This is a genomic window from Paenibacillus sp. FSL P4-0127 (genome assembly GCF_038007325.1).
Taxonomy (GTDB): Bacteria; Bacillota; Bacilli; order Paenibacillales; family Paenibacillaceae; genus Fontibacillus; species Fontibacillus macerans.
Genome location: NZ_JBBOWY010000001.1, coordinates 4,772,243 through 4,793,167, shown reverse-complemented (window position 1 = coordinate 4,793,167; position 20,925 = coordinate 4,772,243). Strand labels below are relative to the sequence as shown.

At 53.6% G+C, this 20,925-nt stretch carries 15 protein-coding genes; 12 read left to right on the top strand and 3 right to left on the bottom strand.

Annotation, left to right across the window (positions count from 1 at the left end; translation table 11 throughout):
- The first annotated feature begins 106 nt into the window (after positions 1-106).
- Positions 107-3,640: an S-layer homology domain-containing protein gene (locus tag NYE74_RS21620; protein ID WP_124333707.1), complete on the top strand. Its 3,534-nt coding sequence runs from the start codon at positions 107-109 to the stop codon at positions 3,638-3,640.
- Between the two features lie 157 nt (positions 3,641-3,797).
- Positions 3,798-4,427: a YfbR-like 5'-deoxynucleotidase gene (locus NYE74_RS21615; RefSeq protein WP_036623657.1), complete on the top strand. Its 630-nt coding sequence runs from the start codon at positions 3,798-3,800 to the stop codon at positions 4,425-4,427.
- 715 nt (positions 4,428-5,142) lie between these two features.
- Here the strand turns inward: NYE74_RS21615 and NYE74_RS21610 are convergent.
- Entirely contained in the window at positions 5,143-6,144 is a 1,002-nt protein-coding gene (locus NYE74_RS21610; protein WP_124333475.1) for a serine hydrolase domain-containing protein, read from the bottom strand.
- A gap of 162 nt (positions 6,145-6,306) precedes the next feature.
- A complete protein-coding gene (locus NYE74_RS21605) occupies positions 6,307-6,633 on the bottom strand; it encodes a YnfA family protein (protein ID WP_036623656.1) in 327 nt (108 codons plus the stop codon).
- Between the two features lie 154 nt (positions 6,634-6,787).
- On the opposite strand from NYE74_RS21605, the gene NYE74_RS21600 reads away from it, so the two are divergent.
- From NYE74_RS21600 to NYE74_RS21575, 6 genes are all read left to right on the top strand, one after another.
- Positions 6,788-7,102, top strand: a complete 315-nt coding sequence (locus NYE74_RS21600) for a thioredoxin family protein (RefSeq protein WP_036623653.1) — start codon at positions 6,788-6,790, stop codon at positions 7,100-7,102.
- A 54-nt stretch (positions 7,103-7,156) separates the two neighbouring features.
- Positions 7,157-7,834 (top strand): VOC family protein, encoded by a 678-nt coding sequence (locus tag NYE74_RS21595; RefSeq protein WP_124333476.1) that lies wholly within the window; start codon positions 7,157-7,159, stop codon positions 7,832-7,834.
- Between the two features lie 699 nt (positions 7,835-8,533).
- Positions 8,534-12,670 (top strand): discoidin domain-containing protein, encoded by a 4,137-nt coding sequence (locus NYE74_RS21590; RefSeq protein WP_316560868.1) that lies wholly within the window; start codon positions 8,534-8,536, stop codon positions 12,668-12,670.
- A gap of 82 nt (positions 12,671-12,752) precedes the next feature.
- Positions 12,753-13,583, top strand: coding sequence for an AraC family transcriptional regulator (locus NYE74_RS21585; RefSeq protein WP_036623649.1), 831 nt, complete (start codon positions 12,753-12,755; stop codon positions 13,581-13,583).
- 121 nt (positions 13,584-13,704) lie between these two features.
- Positions 13,705-14,916: a multidrug efflux MFS transporter gene (locus NYE74_RS21580; RefSeq protein WP_278739849.1), complete on the top strand. Its 1,212-nt coding sequence runs from the start codon at positions 13,705-13,707 to the stop codon at positions 14,914-14,916.
- Positions 14,917-14,945: 29 nt separating this feature from the next.
- On the top strand, positions 14,946-15,533 hold the full coding sequence (locus NYE74_RS21575; protein ID WP_036623645.1) for a hydrolase: 588 nt from the start codon (positions 14,946-14,948) through the stop codon (positions 15,531-15,533).
- Between the two features lie 385 nt (positions 15,534-15,918).
- Here the strand turns inward: NYE74_RS21575 and NYE74_RS21570 are convergent, their stop codons facing one another.
- The gene (locus NYE74_RS21570; protein ID WP_036623643.1) at positions 15,919-16,230 is read right to left on the bottom strand and encodes a YbjQ family protein; all 312 of its coding nucleotides are present in this window, start codon (positions 16,228-16,230) and stop codon (positions 15,919-15,921) included.
- Between the two features lie 706 nt (positions 16,231-16,936).
- On the opposite strand from NYE74_RS21570, the gene NYE74_RS21565 reads away from it, so the two are divergent.
- From NYE74_RS21565 to NYE74_RS21550, 4 genes are read left to right on the top strand one after another with little or no spacing between them, the layout of a single operon-like run.
- Positions 16,937-17,455 carry a sigma-70 family RNA polymerase sigma factor gene (locus tag NYE74_RS21565; RefSeq protein ID WP_036623638.1) on the top strand — a complete coding sequence of 173 codons (519 nt, stop codon included), beginning with the start codon at positions 16,937-16,939 and terminating at the stop codon, positions 17,453-17,455.
- Between the two features lie 23 nt (positions 17,456-17,478).
- On the top strand, positions 17,479-18,585 hold the full coding sequence (locus tag NYE74_RS21560) for a hypothetical protein (RefSeq protein ID WP_051985492.1): 1,107 nt from the start codon (positions 17,479-17,481) through the stop codon (positions 18,583-18,585).
- Entirely contained in the window at positions 18,582-19,565 is a 984-nt protein-coding gene (locus tag NYE74_RS21555; protein WP_124333478.1) for an ABC transporter ATP-binding protein, read from the top strand. The genes NYE74_RS21560 and NYE74_RS21555 overlap by 4 nt, the downstream gene beginning before the upstream one ends.
- Positions 19,562-20,431, top strand: coding sequence for an ABC transporter permease subunit (locus tag NYE74_RS21550; RefSeq protein WP_036623632.1), 870 nt, complete (start codon positions 19,562-19,564; stop codon positions 20,429-20,431). The genes NYE74_RS21555 and NYE74_RS21550 overlap by 4 nt, the downstream gene beginning before the upstream one ends.
- Positions 20,432-20,925: the final 494 nt, after the last annotated feature.

Here is a 20,925-nt window from a genome sequence, read left to right as displayed (position 1 = left end):
ATGTTTCAATTTTTAAGGAAATGGTTCCCATTGGCACCTCCTTTTTTTATACTTTTTATTGATAGTCATTATTAATAGATACTAGTTATCTAAAAGGAGAGAAGTGATGAATATTGGTATAAAACATAGAGCAGCGCTGTTCCTGCTTGCCGTGCTGCTAATGATCCCCGCAAGTCCGCTGTCCGTTTCCGGGCACGCGCTTGCCGCTTCGGCTCTTCCCGCGGATCTGCAGGGCCATTGGGCCGAAGAAGTCTTGTCCCGCTGGCTTGAGCAGGGGCTCATCTCCGGCTTTGCGGACGGGAAGATCAGACCCGATCAGCCGGTCACGCGGGCGGAGTGGATGGCGATGGTGAACGGGCGGTTCGGTTTGGCCGCCGAAGCGGGAACGCTGGCTTTTGCCGACGTGAAGCCGGCGGCATGGTACGCCGCCGCTGCCGCCGCCGCGGTCCGGCAAGGTTACATCACCGGCTACGCTGATGGAACTCTCCGGCCGAATGCGGCGGTTACGAGAGCCGAAGCGGCCGTGATGCTCGGCCGGCTGGGCCAGCTGGAGCCGGCGGTTGAGGCGGCTTCGTTTACGGACTCGCTTCCGGCATGGAGCAAAGATGCCGTCGGCGCTGTCGTGGGTGCCGGGTGGATGAACGGCTATTCCGATGGCACGTTCCGCGGAGCAACAGCGCTCACCCGCGCTGAGGCGGCCGTAACGCTCGACCGCACATTCGCGGCGATCCAAAAGGCCGAGAAAAGCGAAAGCTTATCCGGCGACATGGATCGGCCCGGCGTATATGGCCCTACTGAGGGAACGGCGGAAATCTCCGGCGACGCGGCAATCCGGACCGATGGGGTTACGCTGCAAAATACCGTCGTTAAGGGCAATTTGACGATAGCGGAGGACATTGGCTCGGGGGAGGTCCATTTGTGGGGCGTCACCGTCGAGGGACAACTTCGCGTTATCGGCGGTGGAATCAACAGCGTGTATCTGTGGAATACGGCGGCAAATCAACTGGTCGTAGACAAAGAGGACGGCAAAGTCCGGATCGTGGCCTCCGGCGATACGACCTTGGACACGACGGATCTGTTTTCGGGAGCGATTCTCGAAGAACACGAAATGAGCGGCGGCGGGCAAGGTTTTGTGCTTATTAATGTCGCGTCGCAAGCGGCAAAGTCATCGCTGGTGCAGCTCCGCGGCGAAGCTGAAACCGTCCGGGTAGCCGCATCCGGAATTCGCTTGGAGCTGTTGTCCGGACAAATCGGCCGGCTTGAAGTTCTGAGCGGAGCCATAAACAACGTGGTTTATTTGGCGCAAGGCACAAAAATCATCGTTGCGGTATTGAGCAGCCCGGTTACTTTCGAGGGGCCGGGTCAGGTTCTGCAGAAGATTTTGGGCTACGAAGTGCAGGGGGGAAGCGGCAGACGGTCGCATAGCGGAGGCGGTTCAACGACACCGACGAACCCGCCCGATCCGCCCGATCCTGAACCGACGGTGACCAAACTCGTGTATAGTCCCGAGAAACTGGAATTTGACGGTGTAGGCCATGAGATCAGCGTTGCGTTGACGGCGGTGCTGAGCAACGGAGCGGAGGTCAAGGCAACCGAAACGGCTGACTGGTACAGCGAGGATGAAGCGGTAGCGACCGTCGCTCAAGGGACGGCAACTTCGCAAGGCGAAGGCGAAACCTGGATCGGCGCAAAATACGGAGGGCTAACGGTCCGGATTCCGGTCAAGGTTTCGGTTCCGCAAACTCCCGTGCCGACGGTGACCAAACTCGTGTACAGTCCCGAGAAACTGGAATTTGACGGCTTAGGCGAGCAGGCCCGTTTGACGCTGAAGGCGCTCCTAAGTGACGGCTCGGAGGCCGATGTAACCGAAGCGGTCCTATATAGCTGGGACCCAACGATCATAACCTTTGAAAACGGGGTCTTCACATCATTTGGCGAAGGCGAGTCCTCGATTTTTGCGCTTTACCAGGGTTTGTCGGTTCGGATTCCGGTCAAGGTTTCGGTTCCGCCGGCAGCCGCGCCGGCATACCGGGCGGCGCTGAGCGCCACACCTGGCGATTCGGTTGCCGGCGCGGAAATCAATCTCACCCTGCGGGTCGAAAAATCCGACGGCAGCTTGGATACCGGCTTCTCCGGCACGAAAAAAATTACGATCAGCGGGGTCGAACAAGCGCTGGACAGCAGTTACGGCACGCTGGCCGGTACGATCTTAACAGGTTCTTCGGGAGAAGCGGACCTTCTGTTTACGGACGGCGAAGCGACCTTCACCTTTGCCTTGAATAAGGCAGATTTACAGCGGTTGGCGTTTGCCGTAGAAGGCGTTGTTATCCCGACGGATGAATTCGCGATAACGATTGCCCCAGCGGCCGCGGCGCAGCTTCAAATCGCCACGCAGCCAAGCGGTTCCGTGGCCAGCGGGGAGACCTTCGCGGTTCAGCCCGTCGTTGAAGTGATGGATGCCTACGGCAATCCGGTCAAAGACAGCTTGAGCGTCGGAGTTAGCGTAAGCGGAGAGACTGCCGCGTTGACGGGGACGACATCCGTTCAAACGACAGACGGCAGGGCCTCTTTTACCGATCTTGGATTGGTGGGCGGCGACTCTACGGTGACGCTGCAATTCACGGCGGGTTCGCTGCCTTCGGCCGCAAGTTCCCCCATTACGGTCCGAGCTTTTTCCGCGGGCGATGGAACGGCAGATACACCGTATGTCATTACCACGGCGGCCCAACTGGATAGTATCAGATATCATTTAAACGGTCATTTCGTTTTGGGCGGCGATATCGATCTTAGCGGCTACAGCGGCGGCTTGGGATGGACGCCGATCGGTATCAGTAACGCCGGTTTTACGGGGACCCTGGACGGCCAAGGATTTACGATTCGCCGCTTAACCTCTCTTCGTCCTGGTGGTGCTTCGATAGGATTGTTTGGTTATATCGACGGGGCAACCATCACGAATCTGAATCTGAGCGACGTGAACGTTTTAGGTTATATGTACGTTGGCGGGTTGGTCGGATATATGAACACCGGAACTGTAAGCGGAGTTCATGCGGAAAATGTAACCATTAATGGAACATCCGAAAATTTGTGGTTCGCCGGTGGTCTCATAGGAAACATGGCAGCAGGGACTATTAACAGGTCTTCGGCCACCGCCGTGAATCTTAACGCAACTTACTATTTGGGTGGACTTGTTGGCGCAACCGGAGCCGCCTCCTCCATTACGGAATCGTATTCCAGCGGGGAACTGTTCATCAACGGCGCCAATTTAGGCGGGCTGGTCGGTACTAATTCCGGTACGATCACCGATTCTTATTCGCTTGCCAACATAACGGGAGCAAGTTCCACTGCAGGCGGTCTCCTTGGCATAAACAGAGGAGCAGTCCTCAATTCCTATGCTGCCGGAAGTTTCTATAGCAACGCCGTTCAGCTTGGCGGTCTTATCGGCGCAACCGACGGCGGCGCGGTCACCGGCTCTTATTACGACTCGGACGCCACTGGTCAAACCGACACCGGCAAAGGCATGCCGAAAACAACGGCGGAAATGCAGCAGCAATCCACGTTTGCGTCCTCAGGCTGGAATTTCACATCGACCTGGGCAATCGACGCGGGCGGCTATCCGTATTTGAAATGGCAGCGGCCATGATCGATGTCATGCATTCATATCGGAGCTATGTTCCGGGGATACAATTGTCTCCGGAGCGTAGCTCTTTTTTTTTGGAAGCATGCCGGATTTGATTATTCGTTAACATTCTCTGTCTATACTAAGAATTATATATCTAAAGAGAAGGATGGCTGATAAGATGGGCATTCATACTTACTTTCGGTCGCTGAACGAATTGGAGCGAATTTATCGCTGTCCGGGAAAATTCAAGTTCGAGGAACACAGCGTGGCCGAGCACTCCTGGAAAGTCGTGCAGTACGCCAAAACGCTGGCCGATATCGAAGAACGCCATGGCGCGCAAATCGATTGGAAGAAGCTTTACGAGATCACGAGCAGCCACGATTACGGAGAGATTTTTATCGGCGATATTAAAACGCCGGTCAAGCATTCCTCGGAGGAGCTGCGCAATCTGATCCTGCAAGTCGAGGAGGGCATGGTCCACCATTTTATTGAAGAACATATCCCCGAGGAATTTAAGGATATTTTCCGCAACCAATTGCGCGAAGGCAAGGACGATTCCGTAGAGGGGCTGATTCTGGAGGTCGCCGACAAGCTGGATCAAGTCTACGAGGCGTTTGCCGAAATGCAAAGAGGGAATACGGAAAAAGAGTTCGTCAAAATGTACCGCGAAGCTTTGATGAAAATCAAAAACATCAAGCTGAAATGCGTCGATTATTTCTTAAGCGAAATTTTAACCGACATGGTGAACGAGGGGGGCATGTCGCCGATCGACATCAAGCGGATCACGCAGGAAGCGTTGGAGAGCTGAAGCATGCTTGAGAAATCGCGCTTGCTAACGGTTGTCATAGCGCTTAATCGGCCGAAAAAACGAAGGTTTCTTTTCTAAAGGTTGTAGGCGCGCTTATTTAGGCGAAACAGCCCCTTTACCTGCGAAAAAAAGGAAATAGGCTCGCTGGCAACCGTTACATCTTGTAACCCCTCGTTTTTAGCCGAATAGCGCCGCTCACAACCGTTAGATTTTTCGCGCTTCTTTACGCACCCGCGCATTTCTTTATTTCGTTGAACCCATTGAGGATTTATAACTCAACTTTTGTAGAACCAAAGCCTATTTATTTCGCCTGGTCGGATGGCGGGCAAAAGTGTGCTTGATCGGCTCTACCCTGACCATTAATTGCAAATCATACAATTAACTTTGGTATCCATTCACCCAATCCTTCGTTTAATTTCATTTCATACAACTACTTCCTCGTCTCTTTGCCTCTTTTTCGAAATATAGCGGAGTAATTGCCGGTTTTACACTTAATCAAGCGCTGCGGCAGCATTTCCGTATAAGTAACTGCACATTCTGCAGCTATTCCATTCAACAATGGACCAAGAAACCCTGGAGTAAGAAGCAGGTAAGCTCAGTAAGCTCAGTAAGCTCAGTAAGCTCAGTAAGCCCCCATATCAACTCAGGATCCGGATAGCCGCTTCGCCCAGTTACGTCAACGCTGATTTGCCAATTTCCTGGTGCGAAAGTTGAGTTATAACAAATACTGCGCAATCAATTGCCGGAATACGTCAGCGGGCGGCCGGTCTCTTTTGCGCTTGTCGTCGGTCAGCACCACGACCGTTTCCAGACTCGGGATGACGTAAATAAAATTTCCGCCGTAGCCGCGAGCGTAAAAATAATCGAAAGCGGGGGAGGAGGAAACGGTGAAGCGTCCGCCATCCCGCGCGGGATCTGAAGCGGAAGTGATGTTGTCCTCCCCCAGGCTTGCGGCCGGCAGCCAGGTATCCGTCCACCAATGCCAGGCATAACAGCCGCGGCGGGGGGCCTCGACGCCGATCGCCGGCTTGACGGACTGCGAGACCAGCTCCGGCGAGATCAACGGCTTGCCTTCCCAGACTCCCCTTTGCAAATAAAGCTGCCCGAACTTCAGCATGTCGCCGGGGCGGAGCCACAGTCCGAAACCGCCCGTATGCACGCCTTGCGGATCCTGCTCCCATTCGTATTCTTCGATGCCAAGCGGACCGAACAGGTGCAGCTCGGCAAAGCGGGCGGCCGCCAGCCCCGCGGCTTGGACCAAAATGGCCGTCAGCAGCTGCGACGCGCCGGAATTGTATTCCATCCGGTCGCCGGGGCGGTCGGACATCGGCTGCTCAAGCACGAACCGCACCCAATCCGGGGACCGGGTCATGCGCGGGAACGAATTAAACCCGCCAAACTCCGTCCAGTTGAACCCCGCCGACATCGTCAGGAGATGCCGCAGGGTGATTTGCCGTTTGCGGGGATCGGCATCGCCGTCCAGCAATTTTGGAAAAAATTCATTTATCGGCGTATCCGCCGAAGGCAGCAGCCCCCGGTCAAAGGCGATGCAGATTAGCGCGGACAGGAAGCTTTTGGTGCAGGAGTTGATTTTGGCGATTTGCCCGGCCGTCTGCCGATCCCGGTAATGTTCGAACACCAGCCGGCCCTGCCGGCTGATTAAGCAGCTCCTTAAATTTACCGGCGCAATGGCCGAAGCGATGGATGATAAATTCATGAGGCAACCTTCCTTATGCTGATGCGGTATGTAATCTAAATTTAGGGTGCGGCAAAAACCGCTTTTCATGCATAACGCGGCCAGCGAGGGGATTTGCTATCAGGCATTACGGTATCACGCTATTTATAGAATCATGGCATTACACATCACGGAACCATGCCGTCAATGGCGTGGCGCCCACAACATCACCGACACGCCGACGAGGCAGATCACGGCTCCGACCCAATCGTAGAGATCGGGCGTTTTTTTGTCTACCCACCAGCCCCAAAGCACGGCCAATGCGATAAACACGCCTCCATAAGCCGCATACACCCGCCCGAAGGAGGGAAAGTTCTGCAGCGTAGGAATGATGCCGTACGCCACCAAAATAAGCCCGCCGACAATGCCGTACCATAGGGGCCTAGATTCACGCAGCCATAACCAGACCAAATACCCTCCGCCGATTTCCGCCAAACCCGCGGCCACAAACAATAAAATCGTGATGATCATCGGATGAGCATCTCCATTCCTTTTTGACTCATTGTAACACGGTTCGCGGATACCCGGCTCTCAAAAACTAGGTGATTCCGGCCGAATCGTATATAATAGAGACAACACATATATAAAATTTTAATCATTATAGCCTTAAAAGGAGAGGATCCGCATGGAGAGAGTACAATCCGCCGAACAATTCGAACAACTGACTCAAAGAGACCAATTTACCGTTATTAAATTCGATACGACATGGTGCCCGGATTGTAAAAACCTGGACCGCTTTATCGGCGATATTATCGCGGAGCATCCGGACAAAGAGTTTTATGCCATGGACGCGGAAGAGTTCCAGCCGATTGCCGAAGCGAATCAAGTTCGGGGCATCCCGAGCCTGCTCGTCTACAAAAACGGGGAAAAGCTCGCCCATCTGCACAGCAAATTCGCCAAAACTCCGGGGCAAATCAGAGAGTATCTGGAAAGCTTATAAAGCCTGGCGGGCCAAGCATAGGTTGAAGTTGCACCGGGGAAAGGAGTTGGGAGCATGATTTTCGAGCGCGTAGTCTTTGAAGTCAGTCCGTCAAAACTCCGGGAGACGCAAGCGTTTTATGGCGACCGGTTCGGTTTCGAGCTTGCGGAACAGGAGGAAGACAGCTTTACGATCCGGGCCGGGGCGACTTTGGTCACCTTCAAAGTTGCAGCTGGGGGAGACCAGCCGTTTTATCATTTCGCATTAAATGTACCGGAGAATAAATTTACCGAAGTAAAAGCCTGGGCGGCTTCCCAAGTGCTTTTGATTGAGGAGGAGGGCGATGACGAGGTGTTTTTCACCTCCTGGAACGCCCATTCCGTTTATTTTGAAGACCCGGCCGGCAACATCGTGGAGCTTATCGCCAGGCATAATTTGCCGAGCGGGATTGATCATGCGTTTACGGCTCGCGACGTGATGAGCGTTAGCGAGATCGGCATCGTGGCCGTGGAAACCCTGCTGTTGGTAAGCGAGCTGAATGCGGCCGGACTGCCCAACTGGCGGGAGGCTTCCGAAGAATTCACTCCGGTAGGGGACGAACAGGGGCTTTTGATCGTCGTCCGGGATCAGCGGGAATGGTTTTTTTCTAACGGTAAAAAGGCGCGGTTTTATCCTGTGGAGGTCACGGTGGCCGGGGTGGGCCGGTTCAGTTTTGCAAACATCAACCGGTTTGAACCAGGAAAATCTTTTTGAAGCAGATCGGCGTTTTTTTAAGTTAACTTCGTTAACGGGCCATGCCATTTTATCCAAGTCAGCGACAAAGCTCGATAACTATACTATGGAATCAACTGCAAAAGTGCATTCTATTTCCAGTAAATCACCATTTTGGGGCGATTGAAATGCAAAATTACATCTCATTTAGGGCTATCCGATATAAAAGTAGCTTTTGACCCGAAATAAAACTGCACTTTTACCCTTGGACCACCCGTTTCGAGGAATTTCGACGAAAACCGCCTGCACTTTTGCATTTCGTGGGATTTTCCAGGTTCCCGCCTCTTCTTTCTTCCTTAGATTCTAGTCATTTTCACCTCATAACGGGCGGGTTGCAGAGCCGTTGATTCCAAACGAATAGAGATACTGACCTGCAGGGTCATATGAAAAAAACAGGAACGTCCATTGCTGTTAGGGACGCTCCTGTTTTTTTTGCGTTCGTATCATCAGTGAAATCGAATAGTTCTTTTTGCCTATTTTATGATAGTTTTTACATATTCTATTAATATCATTATACCGTGCGACGATAAAACACTTGTATATTTATCCAAATCCCAAAATATGGGGTGTAACCAAATATTTTGGAGATGCGAGAGGAGGCCGCAAAAAAAGACGAGTAGCGTAGATCTGATTGGTTCCATCAACATCAGCACCATAGACCAATATTGAAGGAGAGAGGATATGGGGAGATTTTTCCTGAGCAAGCGGAAGACTCGCAAGACTCGCAGGGTCTGGGTGCATTTCGCGTTGACCGTCATGCTGCTGATCAGCAGCGTTCCGATGTTTTCCGTGCCGGCGGCTTATGCCGCAGAGGGAGATTATTTACTTTCTTTAAACCGACCGGTCTATAGTTCATCGTCGCTGGGCGGCAATACGCCGGATATGGCGGTTGACGGCAACGAAAATACCCGTTGGGAGAGCGTATGGCAAAAGGACCCGCAATGGATTTACGTCGATTTAGGCAAGCGTGCTTCCATCTCGAAGATTATCGTAAGATGGGAAAATGCTTATGCCACGTCGTTTGAACTTCAGGTATCGGATGACGAAATCCACTGGAAACCGGTCTATTCCACAACCGCAGGCGAAGGCGGGCTGACCGAGGTGGATAAACTGGCGGAGCAGGGCCGCTATGTCCGCGTCTACAGCACTGACCGTGCCCAAAAGGCTTACGGCGTATCGATTTGGGAATTCAGCGTATTCGGCACCGGAGGCGTCAATCCGCCGCCAAAACCGGAGGCCGTCAACCTGGCGCTGGGCAAGCCGGTTACGGCGTCTTCGCTGGAGATCGACGAGCCTAGCAGATCGCCCGAAGACAAAGCCAAGATGGAAGAGCGGAACTATTTGGCCAAGAATGCCACCGATGGCAACGGCGATACCCGCTGGTCGTCCAAATACGCCGACAACGAATGGATTTACGTCGACCTGGGCCAATCCAGCGAAATCGGCAGCGTGTCGTTCAAGTGGGAAGCCGCCTACGGCAGAGCTTACGACATCCAGGTGTCGGATGACGCCCAAAGCTGGACCACCGTGTACCGGCAGCTGACCGGATCGGGAGGAACGGAGACGATTCCGGTCTATGCGAAGGCCCGTTACGTCAAAATGGCGGGACTCGGACGCGGTTCCACGAACGGATACTCGCTGTACGAGTTCGGCGTATTCGCTTACCGCGAAGGCGATCCGAAATCGACCTACGACATTCCGGACATCCCGGCGGTCTCTTCGGTGGAGGTTGGAGCGGGCAGCTACGAAATCAACGACGTGACGATGCTGGCGCCGAAAAATCCGAAATACCGCACCGCGGACGTCGAGGCGCCGATTCCCTCCAACGACTGGTGGCAATCGATCCTGGTCGAAAACCTGGGCGGCGGCAACAGCCTGATCACGCTCCCGCTGAAAAACCGGTATACCAAGCAGGGACTGAACATTTTAAACCCTGGGGCCGGTTATGCTTCAGCGGACGGCGGCTCGATCGACGCCGACGGCGATCCGGATTTGATTCTGTCTCCGGCCAACATCAATCCGGCCGCCGTGGTCACGAAAATTTCCGGCTATGGAGATTTTTCCGCGAGCGTCGTGATGAGCGATGACGAGACGGCCAAAATGACCACGACGTTTGTGAAGGGGGCGCCGTTCCTCTTCAATACCTACGAGAACCCGGATGCCGTGATCCTCCAATCGCCGGTCATCACCCGGTTATACGATGACAACAATCAGCCGATCCTGCTGAATGACGGGGATATGCTGACGGCCGACCATATCGGCATCGAAGTGACCAATAAGGACAGAGCGCCTGTGCCGCAAACCTTCGTGCGCAACTACGGGGTGTTTGCTCCTGAGGGAACGGTCTTTATGAAGCTTGGAAACACGATCAAAATCAAGCTGGGACAAGGCGAAAACTATCTGTCTTTGGCGGCGCTGCCGTCTGCGGAGGAACTGGGCGATTATTACCGGCATGCGTACGCCTTCGTTACGGATACGCGGGTTGAATACGAATATGATGAGGCAAAATCGCTCGTAACCACCCGCTTCGAATCGATCACCGAGCTGAAACGGCCGGGCTTTTCTGCGGAGACGCTGATGGCGCTGCTGCCGCATCAATGGAAGATCGCTGCCACGCCGCTGACCGATTTGACGTATCCTTCGATCCGCGGTGTGCTGAAAGTCAGCGAAGGCAATACGTTTTCGACGCAGGACCGGTTTTACGGCATCATTCCGCAGTTTGTGGAGCCTAATGACCCGTCGTATTCCCGCGCGCAATTAACCGCCTATCTCGATCAACTGGACGCGGATGTGGCGAACGGAGCGATGGTCGATGAACCTTATTGGCAGGGGAAAAAACTGCACCCGCTCGCCCTGGCGGTCTTGATCAGCGACCAGCTCGGCGATACTGAACGCAAAGATCATTATCTGGCCTTGCTGCGGACGATTTTGACCGACTGGTACACGTATTCGCCGGACGAGAAGGCGCATTCGACCTATTTCCACTATGACGACACATGGGGGACCGTGTTCCCGTACGGCAGCGGATTCGGCGTAAATACCGGATTAACCGACCATCATTTTACGTACGGGTATTATATTTTCGCCTCAGCTGTTCTCGCCGCGTATGACGAGGAATTTTTGCGGGATTACGGGGACATGGTGGAGCTTTTGATCCGCGATTACGCCAACCCGTCGAGAACGGACAAGTTATTCCCTTGGTTTCGCAACTTCGATCCTTATGAAGGTCACTCCTGGGCCGGCGGCTACGCCGACAACCGCAGCGGCAACAACCAGGAAGCGGCCGGGGAAGCGCTGTTCAGCTGGGTCGGCGAATATATGTGGGGCTTGGTAACCGGCAACGACGCTTACCGCGATGCGGGCATCTGGGGCTTTACGACCGAGGAAAAAGCCGCCGAGCAGTACTGGTTCAACTATGACCGCGACAATTGGGCGGAAGGCTATAAGCATGCGACGGTAGGGCATGTCTACGGCAGCGCCTATTTGTACGGTACTTATTTTTCCGGGGATCCGGAGCATATTTACGGCATCCACTGGCTTCCGCCGGCGGAATGGATGACCTATTACGGCCGCGATCCGCAGAAAACGGCGGATTTGTACGCCGGTCTGATCGCGGACCTCGGCGGCACGCCGGAACGCACCTGGGAGCATATCATCTGGCCGTTCCAATCGATCAGCGATCCGGAAGGCGCGCTGGCCAAGTGGGATACCAGCAATATGCAGCAAAACGAAGTCTTTAACGCCTACTGGTTCATTCACAGCATGGTAACGACGGGCACAAGAACGATGGATATTTGGGCGGACGATCCGGCGGCAACGGTCTATGAAAAAGACGGCGTCTACACCGCGCAGATCTGGAATCCGGGGGACACGCCCAAAACCGTCCGTTTCTTCAATGAAGACGGTGCATTGGGCTCCGCTATGGTATACCCCAAAGCGCTCGTCGCCGTCAACCCGCTGGAGGACACGGTTGTGGAAGGTCCGGACCCCGCGAAGGGCGTTCAATACCTGGACCGCGCAGGCTGGGTGATTACGGCATCCTCCAGTTCCGAACCGGCTGACCGCATGATCGACGGCGACCTGTCGACACGCTGGTCTTCGGGACAAACCCAAGCGGCCGGCGACTGGCTGCAAATCGATTTGGGCGTAGAGCAGGTCTTTGATACACTGTTTATGAATTCCGGCATGAATTGGGGCGACTACGCGCACGGGTACGAGGTGTACGTATCGGCCGACGGCGAGGATTGGAACGAGGCGGCCGCCAGCGGCACGGGCAATTCGCAAAGTCTGGCGGTCTCGCTTAAAGAACAGAAGGCCAGATACGTGAAAATCGTCCTGACGGCGCCGGCGGGCAGCTGGTGGTCGATCTCCGAGTTAAAGCTGGCCCTCTTCGGTTCGCCGGCGCCTAAGCCGCCTCTGCCGAATCTGGGCGCGCTGGAGGACCGCTCGGGCTGGACCGTCACGACGTCAACATATGGAGACGCCATGGCGATGTTGGACGGCGACAAGAACAGCCGCTGGACTTCCTCCGCGGGGCAAACGGCGGGCCAATGGATTCGGCTCGATTTGGGAAGCGTGCAAGACTTCAGCCAAATCAGCATGGATTCCGGCGGCAGCGAAAATGACTACGCCCGCGGCTTTCGGCTGCTCGTATCCAAAGACGGGGAGACCTGGGACCTGATTCTGGAAAAAGAATCGCGTTCGCCGCAGATTTTGGAGAGCTTTCCGGTACAATCGGCCCGGTTTGTGACCATCGAACTGACGCAAGATACGCCGGAGTGGTGGTGGTCCATCGCCGAGCTTAACCTGTACCGTTAAATACCATGCAAGACACTCCCGCCTCCGTGCACCGCTCATGGAGCGGGAGTTTTATTACGAAGCGGCAATTCAAGGAGGAGCCATGAATCTGAAAAACGTCTTTCCCTATATCCATTACTGCAACAGCCGGTCCCCAAACGATCCGCGGAAACTGCGGAGCCTGATCACCCGGACGCTCCAGCACCACGAACTGATTCTGGTGACCGGAGGAAAAGGCCGTTTTATCGTGGACAACAGAAGTCACACGGTGCAGGAAGGCACGCTGTGCTACATCCGTCCCGATGTTTTACATACGATCGAGGTTGACGCCCGTGAACCGATAAGCTGCCTGACCGTGCATTTCAGCTATGCGAACATCCGCTATGATGACGGCGCCTGGTCGGTCGGGAACGAAGTCCATTCGCTGTCGCTGCAGGATGCGCAGATGCTCAAAAACGGCTATCAAATCGCGGATACCTTCAAAAAGCTGGTGGATAGCTGGGATTCGAAGCGGCCGGGGTATGAGCTGATCTCGAAAGCCTATCTTCTCCAGCTGCTGTTCGAAATTTCCCAATATCGGCAGAAGCAAAACGAAAATCACGCGGTCAGCTTGAAAATTGAAAAAGTGATCGAATACATGCATCTGCATATCGGACAGCGGGTGACTTTGGGGGAATTGGCCGAACTGGTTCATCTGTCCACGTATTACCTTTCGCGGGCGTTCAAGAACACGACGGGATATTCGGTGATCGAGTATTTCAACAAAATCAAGGTGGATAAAGCCAAGGAGCTGCTTGCCGAGGAGGACAAAAAAGTGAAGGAAGTCGCCCGCGAGCTCGGGTTTGCGGATGAATTCTACTTCAGCCGGATTTTTAAGCGGATGGAGGGGATCAGCCCTTCGGAATATCACGGCAAAATAGTCCATGGATTATAAGATTGTGCATGGAAAAATGCGAATTCTTTGGTTAGAATAATCCTGCAATATTGTTCATTTCACGTATACGGGATCACGTGTGCGGGTCATCAGGTTATCGAGCGGAAAGAAGGCTTGCTTTATGCCGATTTGGAAAAGAAATTTGCTTGTGTGCTGGTTCGGCATGTTCGTGACGGGGATTGGCTTGAGCCAGCTCGCGCCGGTTTTGCCGCTGTACATCAAGCAGCTTGGCGTCGGAGATGCCGGGGAAATCGCCCGATTCTCCGGGCTTGCTTTTGGGATTACGTTTATCGTGTCGGCGATTTTTTCGCCGATCTGGGGGCTGGCCGCCGACAAATACGGACGCAAGCCGATGCTGCTGCGGGCCAGCCTGGGCATGGCGATCGTGATTGGCTGCATGGGATTTGCGCCGAATGTGTACGTGCTGATCGGGCTTCGCCTGCTGCAGGGGGTGATCACGGGTTACAGCACCGCCTGTACGACGCTGATCGCCACCCAGACGGATAAGGAGCACGCCGGGTTTGCCTTGGGAACGCTGTCTACGGCCAATATCGCGGGTTCGCTGTTGGGGCCGACGATCGGCGGATTTATCGGTGAAAACTTCGGGATGCAAAACGACTTTTTTCTCATCGGCGCGCTGATGTTGATCGCCTTTTTGACGACGTTATTTTTTGTCAAGGAGGATTTTGTCCGGACGGAGAACAAGGTCCCGGGAATGAAAGAAATTTGGAGCGGGATTCCCGAAAAAAGCTTGACCCTAACCTTGTTCGTCACCTTTTTCATCTTAAGCGTGGCTTTGTATTCGGTCGAGCCGATCATCACGGTGTACATTGAGCAGATTTCCCAAACATCCAGCCATGTGGCGCTGATGGCCGGGATCGCTTTTTCGGCTTCGGGTCTGGCCAATGTTTTGACTGCGCCGCGTCTCGGCAAGCTATCCGACCGGGTGGGGGCGCACAAAGTGATCCTGGCGGCACTGCTTGCGGCCGGCATCCTGTTCATCCCGCAAGCTTTCGTCACGAACCCCTGGCAGCTGACGGGGCTGCGGTTTTTGCTGGGGGTCGCGGCGGCGGGGCTGAGCCCATCGGTTAATACGCTGATCAAAAAAATCACGCCGGATGCCCTAACGGGCCGGGTGTTCGGGTTCAGTATGGCGGCCGGATACCTGGGCGTGTTCGCTGGCTCGGTGTTGGGCGGACAGATCGCGGCCTGGCTGGGCGCCGAATACGTATTCATCGCAACGAGCGCTTTGTTGTTGATCAACGCGGTTTGGGTATATTTTAAAGTGTACCGGGCCATGGACCGGCCCAAAATGACGGGCGTCCCGAAGTAAGCAAAAGACAGGAGAGTGTGGAAATTAGTATGGCAGATGCAAAAGTGACGGAAGTTCATGTTGAGAAAACGGCGCTGGTGGTGATCGATCTGCAGGAGGGCATTGCCCACGCCGGGCGTCAGAGCGCCCCTTACACGAGCGGGCAGGTGATTCAAAACGCCGGCAAGCTGGCGCAGGCGTTTGCGGAGAAGGGCGGCTTTGTCGTGCTGGTCAGGCTGTCGTTCACGGACGGCAAAGATGCGTTGAAGCCGCAGACGGATATGGGTTTTAACTCCGTGCAATATCCCGAGGGCTGGGAACGGATCGTGCCCGAACTGGCCGGCGTGAAAAACGCACACCTTGTGACCAAACGGCAGTGGGGCGCGTTCTACGGCACGGACCTGGATCTGCAGCTGCGCCGCCGGGGCATCGACACGATCGTGCTGTGCGGGATCTCCACCTCGATCGGCGTGGACACCACGGCCAGAGAGGCGTTCCAGCACGGCTATCAGCAGATTTTTGCCGAAGACGCCATGACGGCATCGACGCAGGAGGAGCACGAATACGTGTGCAAGTACATTTTCCCGCGGCTCGGCAAGGTGCGGACGAGTGAAGAGATCGTTGCGGCGATGAAATAACGCTAATATAAACTGCTTAAAAGCAAACTGCAGGTCGTATGGCGCGGTTTGCTTTTCGTTTTTTTCGATGCAATCCGCTGGCAGATCCCCCTGCTATAAAAATAGCGGCATTTTTGGTCCTTATTTTCCCATAAATGATTCAGAACTTTGGCATTTCTTTGTGATTCGAGTAAATAACAGCATCATTTGCCACTATTTCACTCAAAATGGGGGGGATGGCCGAAATAGCGACATTTTTTGTCCTTATGTTAAGCTTGAGCCGCTGGATGAGCAACCATTTCTCAAGCTAATACGGGAGAGAAATCAGGATCAGGAACATCTTGCGAAATATTTAGAACGTAAACAAGCCGGCCATTTACCATGACCGGCTGTTTAAACCCCATCGTTACACAAGCACTGCTGTTCCGCTAACGGAAACCATAAGCATTCCTTCGCGGACGACTTCATAATCGATGTCTATCCCAATAATGCCCGTTGCTCCCAGACGCGAAGCCTGTTGTCTCATTTCTTCGAGTGCGGTCTCTCTCGCTTCCTGCAGCTTGCCTTCGTAAGCGCCCGAGCGACCTCCGACAACGTCCGTAATCGAGGCGAGAAAATCTCTGAACACGTTGGCGCCCATAATTACTTCGCCGGTTACGATACCTAGATACTGTCTTACAGGATAACCTTCAATCGTTGATGTTGTGGTCATAATCATACCGTTTATCCTCCTTAAAGAACTTTTACCAGTTTGTTACGCAGGCTGGCCGGTTCGGTTTCAAAGTAAACCCTAACAGATATTTAGGATAAACCCTCATCAATTGTATAATGCAGATTAAGCATATTCAAATCTGTATAGAAGCATACTCCTATCTCACCGACGTCAAAAAATTGAAAATTACGCTCCCCGAAATGAGAAGTATGGTAAAATAAAGGAAATAGTAAATCATAGGAGTTCAAAATATGCTAAAAAGGTTCAATAAGAAATATTGGATTCTTCTTCCTCCTTTTTTTGTAGCTGGACTACTCCTTATAATTTATTTACCTCAACAATTTAGGCCCCTGGCATTACTCGCTCCTCTCTTATTTTGGGCTGCATATTATACTTGGACCTATATAGAGAAGAATAACGAAGTAAAGAAAAGTCAGTAAGCAAAAATTGAAAACCTTATTGGTAACAGGGTAGTCTCATAAGAGTCATAGAAAATGGCTCGGGGATCGCCCTTTTTCTATGAAATTAGCTACTTTTGAGACAGCGGCCGTAATGTATTTGGGCAGGCTCAATTTTACCGGTACAAGTGGACAAAGCTCTGCTATATAATCTAAAAAATGATTAACCCGAAAAAATTCTTCTGAATCCTGCTACAAAATTAAAAAAGGGTTCGTCTTTCTAATAGCTGCAGCTGAAAGGAGGCAAACACAAAATGAGTATTCCGGAATCCTCGGCATTCCGTAACATATTTTTTGCGCATTATCCAACCGTACACCGAAAACTGACCGCCCTCGTACGTGATGAAGCCGCCGCCGACGATTTGGCGCAGGAGGTATTCCTCAGGCTGTACAGGAACCCGCCGGACAACCCGGAAGCCTTGGGGGCATGGCTGCACCGCGTACTGACAAGAATCGGATACGATTACCTGGAGAAGAAAGCAAGAGAGAGAAAGCTGCAAAACAAGCAGGAAATGATGTACGAGGGGGAGGCTGCTCCGGAATCCGGAGAAGAGGCGCTTATGCGCCAAATGGATCAGGAAGAAGTAAGAGCCTGGCTGGACAGCCTTCCCGAGCGGGACCGCCAGGCGCTGCTTCTCCGCTATTCGGGCTACAGCTACGCGGAGATCGCGCAGGAGCTTAATGTCAGGCCGCCGCTGATCGGCAGTCTGCTGCAACGAGCGACACGCAAGCTGCAGGCCACGGCCACCAAGGCCATGGCCCGGCAGGATTAACCATCGGAAAGGATTGAAAAAATATGACGACCCACCCGCATAATTCTGGAGAGGATAAAAGAACACACGAAGCCTGGGAACGGCTGCAAACGAAACTGGCAACGGAGCCGGTAAACGACAAATGGGAGACATGGGGCACGCAGGGTAAGCAGAACGGTCTGCAGTTAGCCGGTGCTCTTCCGGGGCCGGCGGTTTCAGCCGCAGCTTCCAATGAGGCATCTCAGCCGACAACTGAAGCTCCGGCTCCGGCAAAAAACTCCCGCCGCCGGGCAAGCCGCAATCGCAATTGGATAGCGGCGGCAGCGGCAGCCGTCATCTTCGGCGCCGTTCTGGCCACCCCTATGGGCAATAACGCGCTAGCGGCGATTTTGAACCAATTCCGCGTGCAGGAGATCGCAACGGTTGACGGCGATACGCTTGAAAGTCTGTTTTATCAGCTGGCTCCGGGCGAAACGCTCAGCAAGGACAATACATTCGGCCAGTTTACAACCAAGGGAGGAACCGTTCAAGGGGAATTTACCCGTGAGCAGGCGGCTTCCCGGCTGGGGTATCAGCTTTTGCCCTCTGATCTGACAGGCGGCGAAGAGAAAGTCTACATCAGCCCTTCAAACGAAATCACAATGAAGATGAATGTTGAAGAAGTGAATCAGGCCATGCAGCGTGTGGGCGCAACGAAGCTGCTGCCGGAATCGATTGACGGAAAAGCGATCACCTTAACCCTTCATGAAAGTGTAACTTACGATTTGAATACGGATCAGGAGCACTGGGCGTCCCTGGCACAGATGCAGGCGCCGGAAATTACGGTGGACCCGTCCGTTGATGTGGAAGAAGCTCTAGAGGCGGTTCTGCAGCTTCCGATTTTGCCAGCCGATCTGAAAAACCAGCTGCAGCAGAGCAGCATCCTTTCCGGATCGATTCCAATGCCGTATATCGTTGATAAAAGCGCCAAAACCGATGAACACACGATTGGCGGCACCAAGGTGCTTGTTGAAGAACGCGAGTACAGCAGTACGGCAGACCGTACGGCCATCTGGATTAAAGACGGACAGCTGTTCCATTTTGACGGTGGCTCTGCCTACGCAACGGAAACTGATTTCATGAACAAATTGAAGGAGCTGGTGGAGGCATGACCGAGGCGGCCATCGACGCTAACGGGTTGACCAAGGAATACAGCAATGGGCGCGGCTGCCGGAATGTCACCATCACTGTAGGAAAAGGGGAAGCCTTCGGCTTCCTCGGTCCTAACGGTGCCGGGAAAAGCACGTTCGTGAAAATGCTGGTCGGACTGATCCATCCGACGGCCGGCGAGGCGAGCATCATGGGCGCGCCCATTGGTACGCTTGAGGCGAAGCGGCAAATCGGATATTTGCCCGAGCTGTACCGGTATCAGGAATGGCTGACCGGCGAAGAGGTCGTCCGGCTGCACGCGCGGCTATGCGGCTTGGACAATCAGGAGGCGAACCGGAGAATCCCCGAGCTGCTGCACAGGGTGGGGGTGGGCAAACGGGGGAAGGACCGGGTTAAGCATTATTCCAAAGGCATGCAGCAGCGGCTTGGACTGGCTTGCGCTCTCGTGAACGATCCGGCGGTAGTTTTCCTGGACGAGCCGTCGTCGGCCATGGATCCCGTCGGCAGAATGCATGTCCGCGCGATCCTCGAAGAGCTGAAGCAGCAGGGAAAAACGATTTTCTTGAACTCCCATCTGCTGGAGGATGTGGAAGTGCTGTGCGACCGCATGGCGCTCTTGAATAACGGGCAGGTGCTCCGTCATGGACGGGTAGCCGAAGTACTTCAGAAGCGAGTCTGCTGGCGTTTTAAAGTCGGCGGATTTTCGCCTTTTTTGCTGTCTTGGCTTCATGAAACGACAGGTTTCAGCTTTCGGGCAGCTGCCGATGAACAAGGCGAAGCCGGCCTGACCGGCGCCGGAAGTGCGGGTGATACCGTATGGCTTGAAGCGGAGCTGGAGAACGAGGAGCAGGCAGGCTGGATTAATACGCTGCTGATCGGTCAAGGAATGACGCTGTATGAAGTCGCCAGAGTCCGTGAACGGCTGGAGGAGTGGTTCATGGAAGCTGTCGCCGGGCTCAATCACAGGGGGGAACAGGAATGAGAATAATTTGGGCGATGACCTGGAAGGAGCTGCTGCGCAAACGTGTCCTGCTGCTGACATTTTTGATGACAGCCGTGTTTCTGATCGGATTTTGGTTTATTGCCGGAGCTATCGGAGGTGACGTAAGCGCAGTTGCGAATAATAACGAAGAACTAATCCAGCAATTTACGACCGGGATGTTCATTCTGTTGCTCGGTTTTTTCTTCGCCGGCTTTGTGCTCGCCTTTTTGGCTATTTTCAGTTCATTTTCCGCGATTGCCGGCGAGGCCGAGCAGGGGGTGATGCAGGCGATGCTGCCGCGGCCGATTCCTAGGTGGAAATGGTATACAGGCCGCTGGCTCGGTTACGTTTCTCTGGGCGTGCTTTATGCCTTGATTTTATATAGCCAGATTTTGTGGATCACCGATATCCATGCCGCAATTCCACGTGACCCGGTCGTACTGGTTCAGGCTTTCCTGCTTTTTGCCTCGGTTGTTCCTTTGCTCGTAACCGTGTCCATGTTCGGTTCCGGCTACTTGTCCTCCGTTGCGAACGGTGTGGTGATGACGATGCTCTACGGGGCGGGCTGGCTTGGCGGCATGATCGGTAAAATCGCCGGATCCATCGGTCTGAAGCCTGAACCATTGCAAACCTTGAATAATGTGGCGGGAGTTCTGCAGTTGATCATGCCGGCCGACGCGCTGCAGCGGAAAATGCAGGCGGTGCTGTTCAGCTTTGAGGATATCAGCGGACTTATACCGGTGGGCGATACTGGACCGTTCGGTATCGGCGAGGTTCCTTCGACAGCCTTTTTAATATACACGATATTTTATACAGCCGTGCTCTTTTGGATTGGGTTGCGCCGTTTTGTCCGCAAGGATTTATAACTCAACTTTCGGTGCGGCCAGCGGCTTTATGAATCAGCTCCGGGAGTTGTGCTGAACGCCGTACGAGCTTTGGCAGATGTTCGTTTTTTATGGGAAGACAATGGGAAGAAGGACGGCTTGATGGATTCAACTGCAAAAGTGCATTCTATTTTCCCTAAGTTACCATTTTAGAGCGGTTGAAGTGCAAAAGTACATCTCATTTAGGGCTATACGATAAAAAAGTAACTTTTGACCGGAAATGAACTGTACTTTTGCATTTCACGGGCTTTCCCTCTCTTCCTTATACGTAACGTGACGGGAGCGGCATATAGTTCCTTCCACGCGAAGGTTTCAGCGAGTTCAAGTTCCCGAATAACGGCTGCAAACTCCGCAAAAGAAAATCGAATATGGTTTGAATAAGGATTCGCAAATTTTCCGCATTGCATCTTGTTTCTTCCAGCAGTCTATCCCGTATAGCCATTTGGAACTTTTCCGTCATCCAATATTTAAGAAAG